The following is a 13,623-nucleotide window of genomic DNA, read 5'->3' on the forward strand; positions in this document are numbered from 1 at the left end:
CAGTTCACGCTCCGGCAACCGTATTCACGCCTCGGGGAGGACCGAAGTAGAACGCATTCCGAACAGGTGACAGGATTGCGGTGAAGACAACCAGAGAGAACGGCAGGACACCGTGGCTTCCGGACACGAACCACCAGCCATCATCACCGAGGGGATGCCCACCCAGCTCCCCGACATCGACCCCGACGAGACACGCGAGTGGGTCGAGTCGCTCGACGCCGTGCTGGACGAACGCGGCAAGGCGCGAGCGCGCTACCTGATGCTCAAGCTGATCGAGCGAGCCCGGGAGCGACAGGTCGGCGTCCCCGCGCTGCGGAGCACCGACTACATCAACTCGATCCCGCCCGAGCGCGAGCCGTGGTTCCCCGGCGACGAGCACATCGAGCGCCGGATCCGGGCCTTCATCCGCTGGAACGCCGCGGTGATGGTGAGCAAGGCCAACCGCAAGGGGCTCGAGGTCGGCGGTCACATCGCCACCTACCAGTCCGCCGCGAGCCTGTACGAGGTGGGTTTCAACCACTTCTTCCGCGGTAAGGACCACCCCGGCGGCGGTGACCAGATCTTCATCCAGGGGCACGCCTCCCCCGGTATGTACGCCCGCGCGTTCCTCGAGGGCCGGCTGACCGCCGACCAGCTGGACGGGTTCCGCCAGGAGGTCTCCCGCGGCCCGCACCAGGGCCTGTCGTCGTACCCGCACCCGCGCCTGATGCCGGACTTCTGGGAGTACCCGACGGTCTCGATGGGGCTCGCCGCGCTGGACTCGATCTACCAGGCGCGCTTCAACCGCTACCTGCACCACCGCGGGATCAAGGACACCAGCCAGCAGCACGTCTGGACGTTCCTCGGGGACGGCGAGATGGGTGAGCCGGAGTCGCTCGGCGCGATCGGCCTGGCGGCCCGCGAGGAGCTCGACAACCTCACCTTCGTGATCAACTGCAACCTGCAGCAGCTGGACGGCCCGGTCCGCGGCAACGGCAAGGTCATCCAGGAGCTGGAGGCCTACTTCCGCGGCGCCGGCTGGAACGTCATCAAGGTCGTCTGGGGCCGCGAGTGGGACGCGCTGCTCGCGCAGGACCACGACGGCGCCCTGGTGAACAAGATGAACACCACGCCGGACGGCCAGTTCCAGACCTACTCGGTGGAGTCGGGCGACTACATCCGGAACAACTTCTTCGGCGGCGACCAGCGGCTCACGCAGATGGTCAAGAACCTGTCGGACGACGACCTGCGCAAACTGCCCCGCGGCGGGCACGACTACCGCAAGGTGTACGCCGCGTTCAAGAGCGCGACCGAGCACGTCGGCCAGCCGACCGTCATCCTCGCCCAGACCGTCAAGGGCTGGACGATCGAGGCGCTGGAGGGCCGAAACGCGACCCACCAGATGAAGAAGCTCACCTCGGACGACCTGAAGACCTTCCGCGACCGGCTCTACCTGCCGATCGAGGACAAGGACCTCGAGGACGCCTACAACCCGCCGTACTTCCACCCCGGCAAGGACTCGCCGGAGTACCAGTACATGATGGAGCGGCGCTCCCAGCTCGGCGGGTTCCTGCCCGAGCGCCGGGTCAAGCCGAAGACGCTGAAGCTCCCGGGCGACGACGTCTACAAGCCGCTCAGCAAGGGCAACCACCAGCCGGTGGCGACCACGATGGCGCTCGTCCGCCTCTTCCGGGACCTGATGAAGGACCCGGAGATCGGCAACCGGATCGTCCCGATCGCGCCCGACGAGTACCGCACCTTCGGGATGGACTCGATGTTCCCGACGGCCAAGATCTACTCGCCGCACGGGCAGCAGTACGAGGCCGTCGACCGCAACCTGCTGCTCTCCTACAAGGAGTCGCCGCAGGGCCAGCTGCTGCACGAGGGCATCAGCGAGGCCGGCGCGATGGGCTCGATGATCGCGGCCGGGACGTCGTACGCGACGCACGGCGAGCCGATGATCCCGTTCTACATCTTCTACTCGATGTTCGGTTTCCAGCGCACCGGCGACTCGCTCTGGGCGCTCGGCGACCAGCTCGGCCGCGGTTTCGTGATCGGCGCCACCGCGGGCCGGACGACGCTGACCGGTGAGGGCCTGCAGCACGCGGACGGTCACTCGCCGCTGCTCGCCTCGTCGAACCCGGCGGCCGTGCACTACGACCCCGCGTTCGCCTACGAGGTCGCGTACATCGTCAAGGACGGCCTGCGCCGGATGTACGGCTACGGGCTGGACAAGGACAAGCCGTACGGCGAGGACGTCTTCTACTACCTCACCGTCTACAACGAGCCGGTCGCGCAGCCGGCCGAGCCGGAGAACCTCGACGTCGCGGCCCTGCTCAAGGGGATGTACCGCTTCGAGGAGTACCAGACGGCCTCGGGTGACGACGTGCCGCGCGTCCAGCTGCTCGGTTCGGGTGTCGCGCTGCCGTGGATCCGCAAGGCGCAGCAGATCCTCGCCGAGGAGTACTCGGTGGCCGCCGACATCTGGTCGGTGACGTCGTGGAACGAGCTGCGGCGCGACGCCGTCGCGGCCGAGGAGCACAACCTGCTGCACCCCGACGAGCCGGAGCAGGTGCCGTTCATCACCGAGCAGCTCAAGGACACCAAGGGCCCGGTCGTCGCGGTCAGCGACTTCATGCGCGCGGTGCAGGACCAGATCTCGCGCTGGGTCCCGAACGACTACACCTCGCTCGGCACCGACGGCTGGGGCCTGGCCGACACCCGGGCGGCCGCGCGGCGGCACTTCCAGGTGGACGCCGAGTCGGTCGTGGTCGCGGCGCTGCAGATCCTCGCCAAGCGCGGTGACGTGAAGCCGGAGGTCGCCGCCGAGGCGGCCCGCAAGTACCGGATCGACGACCCGACCGCGGTCGCCGGTGTGAAGCAGGAGGGCGCCGGCGCCTGATCGCCGACGTCCTGCCAGCGGCCCGCAGCCTCGTGCTGCGGGCCGCTGTGGTTTGTCCTGCCCTTCGATCAGGATCGAAGCCAGATGACTGCGCGGGCAGGCACTGCTAGGTTCCGGGACGCACGGGGATACGGGGAGTCAAAAGCACTATCGTCCTCGAACCGGAGCCATTCGATTGTCCAGGAAGTTCGTTCTCCTCCCGCTGATCGCCGCCCTGATCGCCGGCGCAGGAGTCACCGCGGTGGTTCTCAACTCGAACGCCGCGTCCAAGCAAACGGCGCCGCAGAGCGCCCAGACCGGCCAGACCGCGCAAGCGGTGGCCACCCCGAAGCCGCGGCTGCGGCTCGTCTGTCCCAAGGTCGAGAACCCGGTCGCCGGGCAGACCGTGACGTGCCGCTACGAGGCCGTCCGGCCGACGCCGACGAAGCCGCCCACGGTCACGCCGACCCCGAAGCCGACGGCCACGCCGACCACCAAGCCCACGCCGCCGCCGACCACGAAGCCGACCGTGCCGCCGACGACGAAACCGGTCGGGCTGCTGGGTTGGCAGCTGACCACGAAGAACGTCGGGCTCGCGCCGCACGGGCTGAGCTGCGCCTCCCTCCCGCTGTACACCGGGAGCGCCAAACCGGCCGCCGGGAGCGTGCTGTCCAAGGTCCGGATCGAGCAGCCGCTGGATCTGAGCAACGGGCGGATCACCGTCGACAAGTCCTGTATCAAGCCGAAGTCGACCGGCTACCACAACGCGTTCCTCGTCACCACGACCGTCTGCGCCGCGAACTGCAGCGCGACCAAGGACGGCCAGGTCGTCATCCGCGACTCCGAGATCGACGCCTCGCAACTGCCGGCGGCCAAGATCGCCGGGTCCTGCGCCTTCCTCGGCGTCGGCACCCTGCAGCGCAACCTGATGCACGGGATGGGCTCCGGCATCTGCTTCTTCGAGACCGGGACGACGCACTCCGCACTGGCCGAGCAGAACTACGTCTACGGACTGCGCTCGCACGGTGAGTCGCACAACGAGGCAGCCACCATCCGCGACTTCCGGGACGCGCCCGGGCGCACGGTGAAGTTCGTCAACAACCGGCTGGACTGCTCCAGCGGTAACGAGACGGGCGGCCTGTTCGTCCAGCCGACCTGGTTGCCGATCCACAACGTCCACATCGAGGGCAACTACATCGAGGGCGGTGGCTACAACCTGTACGTCGAGAAGACCGGCAAGGCGTCGTACGGGAACGTGAGCGCGGTCAACAACCGCTTCCGGTCCACCGGCTGGGGCCCGCTGGCCGTCCCCTCCGGCCCGGGTTTCACCCGCTTCGAAGGCAACTTCCGCTTCAGCAGCACCGCCGCCGACGCCAAGGGCGCCCCGGTCAAGCCGTAACCGCAGGCCCGCCTTCCCGTGCACCGGAAGGCGGGCCCGCAACCAGAGAGAATTTTCGGGCCGCGGAGCGCTGGCGACAGTGGGCGCTCCGCGGCCGGTCTACACCGCGGCGAGCTCCAGCTCGGCGGTGCGTTCGGCGGCCTCCAGCTCACGGACCAGCGGGAGCACGCGAGCGCCGAAGTACTCGATCTCCTCCTGGAAGTGCAGGAAGCCGCCGAGGATCAGGTCGACTCCGCGCCGGCGGTAGGCGACGATCCGTTCGGCGATCTGCTCCGGCGTCCCGATCAGCTGGGAGCGGAAGCCGTCGTTGTACTGGACGAGATCCTCGAACGACGAGTCCGCCCACATGCCCTTACCGTCCGGCGCCGAGCGACCGGCCTGGGTGACGGCGTCCCGGAACCCTTCGACGGCCGGTTTGTTGGCCTTGGCAACGATCTCGCGGAGCGTGTCCCGCGCCTCCCGTTCGGTGTCGCGCGCGATGACGAAGGCGTTCAGCCCGAACTTCACTTCGCGCCCGCCGGCGTCCCGCGCGCTGCGCCGGACGTCGAGCAGCTGCTCGGTGACGCCGTCGAAGTCCTTGCCGTTGGAGAAGTACCAGTCCGAGTGCCGGCCCGCGTTGTCCCGCGCGGCGGTCGAGTTGCCGCCCTGGAACAGCTCGGGGACGACGCCCGGCTTCGGTTTCAGCGTGAAGTCGCGGATCCGGTAGAAGTCGCCCGCGAACTCGACGGCGTCCTCCGTCCACAGTTTCCGCAGTACCTGCAGGAATTCCGCCGATCGCCGGTACCGCTCGTCGTGCTCCAGCCACGGCTCGCCCAGCGCGGTGAACTCACCCTTGAACCAGCCGCTGACGACGTTCACCGCGAACCGCCCGCCGGATAAATGGTCCGCGGTCGCGCCGAACTTGGCCAGGACGCCGGGCTGCCACAACCCCGGATGGACGGCGGCGATCACCTTCAGCCGTTCGGTTGCCAACAGCAACGCCAAGCTGAAGCTGGTCGACTCGTGCTGGAACTCGGCGCCGTAGCTCGCCGTGTACCGGACCTGACTCAGCGCGTACTCGAACCCGACCCGCTCGGCCGTCTGCGCGAGGCGCTTGTTGTACTCGTAGTCCCAGCTCGTGCGCTGCTCGATGTCACTGGTGACGAGGCCGCCGCTGACGTTCGGCACCCAGTAGGCGAACTTGATCGCGTCCGTGACGCGCTCGGTCGACATCAGGAGTACCAGGTCGGCTCGGGCAGCTCGCCGACGAGCAGGTTGCGGCCGACCTCGCGGCGTTTGTAGGCGACCGGGTCGTGCAGGGTGTGCGTCCGGACGTTGCGCCAGAACCGGTCGAGCGCCTCGATACTCGCCGTCGACCGGGCGCCGGTCACCTCGAAGATCCGGCTCGTCACCTCGAGTGCGACGTCGGTCGCCCGGGCCTTCACCGCGGCCACGCGGACCTCGTGTTCACCGCGCTGCTGCTCGGTGACCTCCCAGGCGTTGTCGTGGATGACCTGGGCCTCCAGCGCGACCGCGTCGGCCAGCGCCTCGACGGCCCACAGCTTCGACTGGAGGTCGCCGTACGCGTCGATCACGTACGGTTCGTCGACGGCCTGGGAATGGCCGCCGTGCAGCCAGGAGCGGCTCTTCTCGCGGGTGTAGGTGACCGCGGTCTCCAGCGCGCCGCGGGCGATGCCGAGGTAGAAGTTCACGAACACCAGCTGGATGGTCGGGACGTTGAGCGTGTTGTAGACCCGCGGCTGGAAGGTCTTGCCGACGAAGCCGGCCGCCTGGTCCCAGCCGACGCGGATCTGGTTGAGGCTGACGCTCCCGCTCTCGGTCAGCCGCTGGCCGATGTTGTCCCAGTCGTCGTGGAAGGTCAGGCCGTCGATATCCGACGGGACGATCACGAAGACGTGCGTCCCGCTGTCGTCGAGGGTGCCTTCGAGCACGGTCACGTCGGAGACCTTGCTCCCGGTCGAGAAGCTCTTGCGGCCGTTGAAGCTGAGCGTGTCGCCCTCGTCGGTGACGACGACATCGGCGTCCCGCGGGTTCACCGCGCCGCCGAAGAACCACTTGTTCGCGGTCGCCTGCTCCTCAACGGCCGCGATCTGCTCCTTGGTCCCGACCAGCCGCGCGGCCCAGAACCACAGCAGGTGGTAGCCGAGCAGCTGCCCGATCGAGCCGTCGGCGGCCGCGACCGTGCGGATCACCTGATAGGCGGTCGGCCAGTCCTGACCGCCACCGCCGTGTTCCTTCGGCCCGAGCAGCGTGACGAGCCCGGACTCCTTCAGCAGCCGGACCTCCTCGTACGGCGTGGCGCCGGCCCGGTCGCGTTCCGCGGCGTCGACCGCGAGCACCGCCGCGACCTCAGCGGCCCGCTGGACCCACTCCTGCGGCGTACTCGGCGTGACATCGGACAGCGCAGGGCGAAGCTCTGACGTGGACATACGTGTTTCTCCTTGTTCCCAGGGGATTCCGAAAGGGTGGGGTTGGGGCCGACCGCTGGAATCAACACGCCTGGGAGGCGACGCGCAGCAGGTCGATATGGCGCCGCTGCACCAGGATCAACTCGCGAGTCATGACCCCATTGTCGACCGACGAACTAGACATTCGTCAACAAGTCGCTGTCCCGTCTCACCCCCTGGACCTACGCTCGATCCATGCCAACACTGATCGCACCGAACGCCGAACTGCGAAAGTCCTGGCTGGAATCCCGCGCCGAATGGGGCTCGGGCACCCAGGCCGGTTCCGGTTTCCACGAGGACGAGCACGACGTCGACACGCCGGAGGGGTTCGCCGCCTGGGTAGGCCACCTGCGAGAGCGCAGCGACGACGACACTCCCCTGCCGCCCGGATCCGTGCCGGCCACGTACTGGTGGATCGTCGAGGGCGACCAGTACCTCGGCGCGATCACGCTGCGGCACCGGCTGACCGACAAGCTCCTGGACGGCGGCGGGCACATCGGGTACGGCGTTCGCCCGTCGGCGCGCGGCCGCGGACTGGCCGGCTGGGCACTCGGCGAGGTCCTGATCCACGCGCGCGAGCAGGGGCTCGCGAAAGTGCTCGTGACCTGCGACGACGACAACCCGGCGTCGGCCCGGACGATCGAGCGCAACGGCGGCGTCCTGGCGGACGTGCGGCAGACCTGGCTCGGGATGACGCGGCGGTACTGGATCTCGCTCTGACGAAACGCCCCGGGCCCCGTTGCCGGGACGGCGGGAGATCGCTTAAACTTCGGGAAACAGAAAGCATCTACGATATTTCGAAGGATAGGTGACGATGCGGATCGCACTGGCGGGGCTGGGGGATATTGCCCGGGCGGCGCATCTGCCGGCGTTGGCGGCGCATCCGGGGGTGGAGTTGGTGCAGCTGGTGGACCCGGAGCCGGGCCGGCGTGCGGCGGTGGCGGGGCTTGGGGTGCCGGTTGGGGAGGTTGTCGACGTCGGGGCTGTGGATGGGGTGGTGCTGGCCACGCCGCCATGGGTGACGCCGGAGCTGACGGTCGAGTTCGCGCGGCAGGGGTTGTTCGTGCTGGCCGAGAAGCCGGTGGCGACCTCGATCGAGGCGGCGAAGATCTACGAGCAGCTCAGCGCGGCGGAGCGGGCGCGGGTGCAGGTCGGGCTGACGTACCGGCACGATCCGGCGATCACGCAGCTGACCGCGTGGATCGCGGACGGGACGCTCGGCTCGCCGGTGCTGGTCCGCGCGCACATCTACGACGAGCAGTTTCGTCCGGACGACGCCGAACACACCGCCCGGATCACCGCGACCCTCGAACACGGGATGCCGGTCGTCCACGAGGGCGCGCACCTCTTCGACTGGCTGACTCACCTGCTCGGCGGCCCGCCCACCGGCCTGGACGACGCCTGGTCGGTCCGGACCCGGCCGGGCCTGCCCGCGCCGAACCTGGTCGGCGGACGCCTGAGCTACCCCGGCGGGCACCAGGCGCTGGTCGAGTTCGGCTGGCTGACCAGCTCGCTCCCCCGCTGTGAGCTGACCGTGCTGGGCGACCGCGGTCTGGCCGTCCTGGACGGCTTCACCTTCGACCTGCGGCTGGCCACAGCGGAGGGCGAACGCGTCGTCCGCTTCCCCGGCGACCGGACGACGCGTTGTTTCGAGCGTCAGCTCAACCGCTTCGTCGCCCTGTCCATCGGCGCGCCCGCCGAGCCGTCCCTGGACGACGGCATCGCCGCGCTGACCACTGCTCAACTCCTCGCCGGGAGGGCCGGATGACCTTGCTCCACTGGCACCACAGCAACCGCGCCACTCTGACCGAAACGTTGCCGGAGGCAATCGTCGTCCTGCCGATCGGCGCCACCGAGCAGCACGGACCGCATCTGGCCACCGGGACGGACTGGATGATCGCGCAGGCCGTCACCGAACGGGCCGCGGCGATCGCCCACGAGCAGGCGGCCCGCCCGATCGTCCTCGCCCCGCCGCTCCCATTCGGGGCCTCCGACCATCACCTCCCCTTCGGGGGCACGCTGTCGCTGAGCCCCGAGACGCTGCTCGGCATCCTGCTCGACCTGGCCCGGTCGTTGCACGCCTGCGGCGGCCGACGACTCGTGCTCGTCAACGGTCACGGCGGCAACGTCGGCGTCTGCCAGGCTGCCGCAGCAGCGGCGAGCAACCGGTACGCCGTCCAGGTCGCTCACGTCGACTATTGGCGGCTGGCCCACAAGACCGATGCCCCAGTCCCTGGGCACGCAGGTGTTTTCGAGACGGCGCTGATGCTCGCCCAGGACGAGAAGTTCGTCGCCGAGCGACAGCCGAGGCCGGAGACCCCGACCGTCGCAGCAGTGGACGACGTCACCGTGCACAGCGCCGAGAGCTGGCACCGCATCGACGGCTACACCGACCATCCGGAGCACGCCGACGCAGCCACCGGGCGGGTCTGGTTCGACCAGCTCGCCGCGGCGCTCGGCGACCGGCTCATCAAACTCGCGGAGGCCTTGTGATCGACTTCCATACCCACACTCCGGCCTGGGAGACCGCGACCTGGCTCGGCGGCGCGGCCTTCGGCGCCGACGAATTCGTCGAGTTCATGGACGGCGCCGGCCTCGAGCGGGCGGTCGTGCTCAGCCATGACGGCCTGTTCGATCCGACGCCGGAGTCCAATGATCAGCTCGCCGAATTCGTGCACAAGTACCCGGACCGGCTGATCGGGTACGGCACCGTCGCCGTCCGCCGCAAGAACGCCGTCCAGGAGGCCGAGCGGATGGTCGGCGAGCTCGGCCTGCGCGGCCTGAAACTGCACCCGTGGCTGCAGGGCTTCAGCATGCACGAGCGCGCGCTGGACCCGATCTGCGAGGTGATGACCGCGGCCGGCGGCATCCTGCTCGTCCACGACGGCACCCCGCCGTACTCGACCGCCAGCCAGATCGCGGCGCTCGCCCGCCGGCACCCGAAGCTGCCGGTCGTCCTCGGGCACGGCGGCCTGCACGACCTCTGGCGCGAGTCACTGGCGATGACGCAGGAGACCGAGAACCTGTACCTGTGCCTCTGCGGCACACCGCCGTACGCCGCCCGCCGCATCCTCGCCGAGGCGCCACTGCACAAGGTCATCTTCGGCACCGACGCCGGCCTGTCCGAACAAGCCAGCCAGGACTACGCCGTCGCCCGGGTCAAGGAGATCGACGGCTGGGGTATCACCGCAGCCCAGCGCCGCGCGATGCTGATCGACAACCCACGCCGTTTGCTGGACCGGGCATGACGACGATCGCCGCCATCCAGACCGCACCGGTGAGTCTGGACGCCGACCCCGAGCTGCTCGTCCGCGGCGCCCGCGGCGCGCACGACCGCTCCGACTTCCTGCTCGTCCGCGTCATCACCAGCGACGGCATCGAGGGGTACGGCGAGGTCAGCGCGACCCCGCTGTGGTCCGGCGAGGACGGGACGACGGCCGACCACTTCATCCGGACGGTCATCGCCCCCGCGCTGATCGGCAGCTCGCTGACCCCGGTCGGCGCGGCCGACGACCTGATGGACAAGGTGCTGGCGGGCAACCCGTTCACCAAGGCCGGAGTCTCGATCGCGTTGTGGGATGCGTTCGCCCGCACCCTCGGCGTCCCGCTGGCGGTCGCCCTCGGCGGGCCGTACCGGACCGAGATCCCGATCAAACTCTCACTCTCCGGCGACGGCGAAGACCTGGAGCGCGCGCATCGCGCCGCGACCGCCGCCGGGTTCGGCGCCTTCAAGGTCAAGGTCGGACTCGGCCTGGACGACGACCTGCGCCGGGTCCGCCGCGCCCGCCAACTCGTCGGTGACGCGTTCCTCGGCACCGACGCGAACGGCGGCTGGTCCCGCGCGGACGCCACCCGCGCGATCCCCGAGCTGGCCGCGTTGCAGGTCGACTTCGTCGAGCAGCCGCTGGAGCCCCGCGATCTGCACGGCCTGCGCGAGCTGCGCCGCCTCGGTCTGCCGGTGATCGCGGACGAGTCCGTGTTCGGCCTGCACGATCTGGTCGACGTGATCAGCGCGGACGCCGCCGATGTCGTCAGCCTCTACGTCGGCAAGAGCGCCGGCCCGGGCCGCGCCGTCCGGATGGGCGAGGTCGCGGCCGCGCACGGGCTCGACGTCCTGATCGGGTCGAACGGCGAGCTGGGCATCGGCGCCGCCGCCCAGCTGCACGTCGCGGCCGCCCTGCCCCGGTTGTCGCCGTACCCGAGCGACATCATCGGCGCCCACTACTACACCGAAGACGTGCTGGCGAAACCGGTCGACAGCGACGGCCGGCTGGTCCGGCTGAGCGGCGAACCCGGCCTGGGAGTGACCTTGCGAGCCGACTTGTTGCGGGAGTTCCGATGATCGTCGATGTCCATGCGCACACCCCGACCCACCGCGACGCGGTGCCGGACGACGAGCGGCAGGTGTACACCAACTGGCGGAACGACCGGCCGGTCGTGACCACCAACTCGTGGGCCGACTACGACGAGGCGATGTCCGCGGCCGATGTGTCGATCGTGTTCAACATCGCGGTCGACGACCCGCTCGCGGCGACCGGCGTCCCGTACCCGCCGGAGCGCTGTAACGACGCGACGGCCGAGTTCGTCCAGGACAACCCGGCCAAACGGATCGGGTTCATGTCGGTGAACCCGACCAGGCCCGGCGCCCTCGAGGAGGCCGACCGCTGCCGCGACCTCGGCCTGGTCGGGGTCAAACTCGGCCCGAACTACCAGAACTTCGATCCGCTCGGCGAGCCCGCGCTGGCCTTCTACGCCTACTGCCAGCAGCACGGCCTGCCGATCCTGTTCCACTCCGGCGCCTCGCCGATCCGCGAGGCCCCGCTGCGCTACACCTATCCGCTCGTCACCGACGAGATCGCGCTGCGGTTCCCCGAGCTGCGGATCGTGATGGCCCACATGGGGCACCCGTGGAGCCGCGAGACCGTCGTGACGATCCGCAAACACCCGCACGTGTACGCCGACGTCTCGTCGATCTACCTGCGGCCGTGGGTGCTCTACCAATCGCTGATCAACGCGGTCGAGTGGGGCGCGGCCGACAAGCTGCTGCTCGGCTCGGACTTCCCGATCGCGAACACCGCCGAGGCGATCACCGGGCTGGACACCGTCAACGACATGCTCCAGGGCACCAAGCTGCCGCGGGTACCGGACGAGGTGATCGAGAACATCATCAACGCCGACGCTCTCGGCGCGCTCGGATTGAAGGCGCCCTGATGATCATCGACGCACACTGCCGGATCGGCGCCGGCCGCGAGGTCGAGCTGACGACGGCCGAACTGATCGCGACGATGGATGCCCTGGGCATCGATCAGGCCGTGGTCGCGCCGGGTGAGCGCTGTACGGCGTACGACAATCGCGAAGGTAACGAGCTGACGACGGCGGCCGCCGCGGCGTCCGGCGGCCGGCTGCTCGCGTACGCCGTGGCCAACCCGTGGCGCGGCAAGGACGCGATCGACGAGCTGGAACGGGCGAAGGACGCCGGGGCGGTCGCGCTCGCCGTCGACTCGACCCTGCAGGGTTTCGACCTGCTCGACGGCCTGCTCGATCCGCTGCTCGACTTCGCCGCCGGCGCCGGCTGGTTCGTCTACGTACGGACCGGGACGCCGCCGACCGCGCTGCCGCTCCCGCTCGCGACGCTGGCCCGCCGGCGTCCGGAGCTGCCCGTCGTGATGGGCAAGAGCGGCGCGACCGACTTCTGGATCGACGCCGTGCCCGCGCTGCTGCACGCGCCGAACCTGTACGGCGACACGTCGTACGCGCCCTGGGACACGGTGCTCACCGGGTTCCAGGCCGAACCAGGCATCGGCGCCGAGCGGCTGGTCTTCGCGACCGACGCGCCGTACACGGTGCCCCTCGCCGAAGTGGACCGGATCCGTGACTGGCCGCTCGACCCCGGCCGCAAGGCCGCGGTGTTCGGCGGCAACCTCGCCCGCCTCCTCGCCCATCCTCAGGAGAGATGACATGGCCACCACCGAGATCGGGTCCGACCGGCCCACCGACGCGGCGCTGCTGGTGCGCGGGGTCTCCCCCGTACTCGAAGTCCCGTTCACCGCCGACGGCGAGGTCGACCACGCCGGGTTCCACCGCGTGATCCGCTACGTCCTCGGCACCGGCGTGAGCAGCGTGATGTTCCCCGGCTTCGCGTCGGAGTTCCACAAACTCGCCGAGGACGAACGCAGCGCGCTGACCGAGATCCTGTTGTCGTACACCCGCGAGCGCCCGGACGTCGCCGCGGTGATCGCCGTCCAGGACCACGCCACCCGGCTCGCCGCGCAGCGCGCGATGGAGTCGGTCGCGGCCGGCGCAGACCTGATCAACCTGCTGCCGCCGCACTTCCTCGCGCCGTCGCGGCGCGCGCTGGCCGATCACGTCCGGACGGTGCTGACCGCGATCGACCCGGTGCCGATGGTGCTGCAGTACGCGCCGAGCGAGACCGGCACCAGCCTGGACGCCGAGTTGCTGCGCTCGATCGCCGCCGACCACCCGAACCTGCGGCTGGTCAAGGTCGAGTCGAGCCCGCCCGGTCCGCTGATCGCCGACCTGGCCGCCGGCACGCCGTCCCTGCCGGCCGTCGAGGGGTACGCCGGCGTCCAGCTGCCCGACGCGATCCGGCGCGGCGCGGTCGGCACCCAGCCGGGCTGCTCGCTGACCGAGATCTACGTGGAGATCTGGCGCCGGTTCGCCACCGGCGACGAGGCCGGCGGTGACGAGCTGCACCGGCGATTGTTGCCCTACATCTCCTATTGGATGCTCGACACCGAGCGGATCATCGCCGCGGAGAAGCTGATCTCGGTCAAGCGCGGCCTGTTCGCCAGCGCCTACTGCCGCGAGCCGGCCCACCACCTGGACGCCGAGGAGGTCCGGATGGTCGACCGGGTGCTCGCGGAGTTCGCGGAGTTCCTGCCGCCGCTGGGTTGAAG

The 13,623-nt window shown here is 69.8% G+C and carries 13 protein-coding genes; 10 read left to right on the forward strand and 3 right to left on the reverse strand.

Annotated elements, in window-relative coordinates; all coding sequences use genetic code 11:
* The first annotated feature begins 112 nt into the window (after nt 1-112).
* Both aceE and ACZ6ZD_RS18830 read left to right on the forward strand, forming a co-directional pair.
* Nucleotides 113-2,881 carry a pyruvate dehydrogenase (acetyl-transferring), homodimeric type gene (gene aceE / locus ACZ6ZD_RS18825; protein ID WP_465673715.1) on the forward strand — a complete coding sequence of 923 codons (2,769 nt, stop codon included), beginning with the start codon at nt 113-115 and terminating at the stop codon, nt 2,879-2,881.
* Between the two features lie 175 nt (nt 2,882-3,056).
* The gene (locus tag ACZ6ZD_RS18830; protein ID WP_465673717.1) at nt 3,057-4,259 is read left to right on the forward strand and encodes a hypothetical protein; all 1,203 of its coding nucleotides are present in this window, start codon (nt 3,057-3,059) and stop codon (nt 4,257-4,259) included.
* A gap of 99 nt (nt 4,260-4,358) precedes the next feature.
* On the opposite strand, the gene sfnG is transcribed toward ACZ6ZD_RS18830, so the two are convergent.
* The 3 genes from sfnG to ACZ6ZD_RS18845 form a co-directional block, all read right to left on the reverse strand.
* The gene (gene sfnG / locus ACZ6ZD_RS18835) at nt 4,359-5,471 is read right to left on the reverse strand and encodes a dimethylsulfone monooxygenase SfnG (protein WP_465673719.1); all 1,113 of its coding nucleotides are present in this window, start codon (nt 5,469-5,471) and stop codon (nt 4,359-4,361) included.
* Nucleotides 5,471-6,688: an acyl-CoA dehydrogenase family protein gene (locus tag ACZ6ZD_RS18840; protein WP_465673721.1), complete on the reverse strand. Its 1,218-nt coding sequence runs from the start codon at nt 6,686-6,688 to the stop codon at nt 5,471-5,473. The genes sfnG and ACZ6ZD_RS18840 overlap by 1 nt, the downstream gene beginning before the upstream one ends.
* A gap of 61 nt (nt 6,689-6,749) precedes the next feature.
* Complete coding sequence (locus tag ACZ6ZD_RS18845) at nt 6,750-6,851, reverse strand: putative leader peptide (protein ID WP_465673723.1); 102 nt, start codon at nt 6,849-6,851, stop codon at nt 6,750-6,752.
* A 50-nt stretch (nt 6,852-6,901) separates the two neighbouring features.
* Between ACZ6ZD_RS18845 and ACZ6ZD_RS18850 the strand changes: the two genes are divergently transcribed.
* The 8 genes from ACZ6ZD_RS18850 (at nt 6,902) to ACZ6ZD_RS18885 (ending at nt 13,621) form a co-directional block, all read left to right on the forward strand.
* On the forward strand, nt 6,902-7,426 hold the full coding sequence (locus tag ACZ6ZD_RS18850; protein ID WP_465673725.1) for a GNAT family N-acetyltransferase: 525 nt from the start codon (nt 6,902-6,904) through the stop codon (nt 7,424-7,426).
* 94 nt (nt 7,427-7,520) lie between these two features.
* The gene (locus tag ACZ6ZD_RS18855; protein ID WP_465673727.1) at nt 7,521-8,474 is read left to right on the forward strand and encodes a Gfo/Idh/MocA family protein; all 954 of its coding nucleotides are present in this window, start codon (nt 7,521-7,523) and stop codon (nt 8,472-8,474) included.
* Complete coding sequence (locus ACZ6ZD_RS18860; protein WP_465673729.1) at nt 8,471-9,199, forward strand: creatininase family protein; 729 nt, start codon at nt 8,471-8,473, stop codon at nt 9,197-9,199. The genes ACZ6ZD_RS18855 and ACZ6ZD_RS18860 overlap by 4 nt, the downstream gene beginning before the upstream one ends.
* Nucleotides 9,196-9,954 (forward strand): amidohydrolase family protein, encoded by a 759-nt coding sequence (locus tag ACZ6ZD_RS18865; RefSeq protein ID WP_465673731.1) that lies wholly within the window; start codon nt 9,196-9,198, stop codon nt 9,952-9,954. Before ACZ6ZD_RS18860 ends, ACZ6ZD_RS18865 begins: the two co-directional genes overlap by 4 nt.
* Nucleotides 9,951-11,048: a mandelate racemase/muconate lactonizing enzyme family protein gene (locus tag ACZ6ZD_RS18870; protein WP_465673733.1), complete on the forward strand. Its 1,098-nt coding sequence runs from the start codon at nt 9,951-9,953 to the stop codon at nt 11,046-11,048. The genes ACZ6ZD_RS18865 and ACZ6ZD_RS18870 overlap by 4 nt, the downstream gene beginning before the upstream one ends.
* Nucleotides 11,045-11,917, forward strand: coding sequence for an amidohydrolase family protein (locus tag ACZ6ZD_RS18875; protein ID WP_465673735.1), 873 nt, complete (start codon nt 11,045-11,047; stop codon nt 11,915-11,917). The genes ACZ6ZD_RS18870 and ACZ6ZD_RS18875 overlap by 4 nt, the downstream gene beginning before the upstream one ends.
* Nucleotides 11,917-12,663 carry an amidohydrolase family protein gene (locus ACZ6ZD_RS18880; RefSeq protein ID WP_465673736.1) on the forward strand — a complete coding sequence of 249 codons (747 nt, stop codon included), beginning with the start codon at nt 11,917-11,919 and terminating at the stop codon, nt 12,661-12,663. Before ACZ6ZD_RS18875 ends, ACZ6ZD_RS18880 begins: the two co-directional genes overlap by 1 nt.
* Before the next feature lies 1 nt (nt 12,664).
* Nucleotides 12,665-13,621 carry a dihydrodipicolinate synthase family protein gene (locus ACZ6ZD_RS18885; protein WP_465673737.1) on the forward strand — a complete coding sequence of 319 codons (957 nt, stop codon included), beginning with the start codon at nt 12,665-12,667 and terminating at the stop codon, nt 13,619-13,621.
* Nucleotides 13,622-13,623: the final 2 nt, after the last annotated feature.

The sequence above is a fragment of the Kribbella sp. NPDC104218 genome (genome assembly GCF_055584105.1).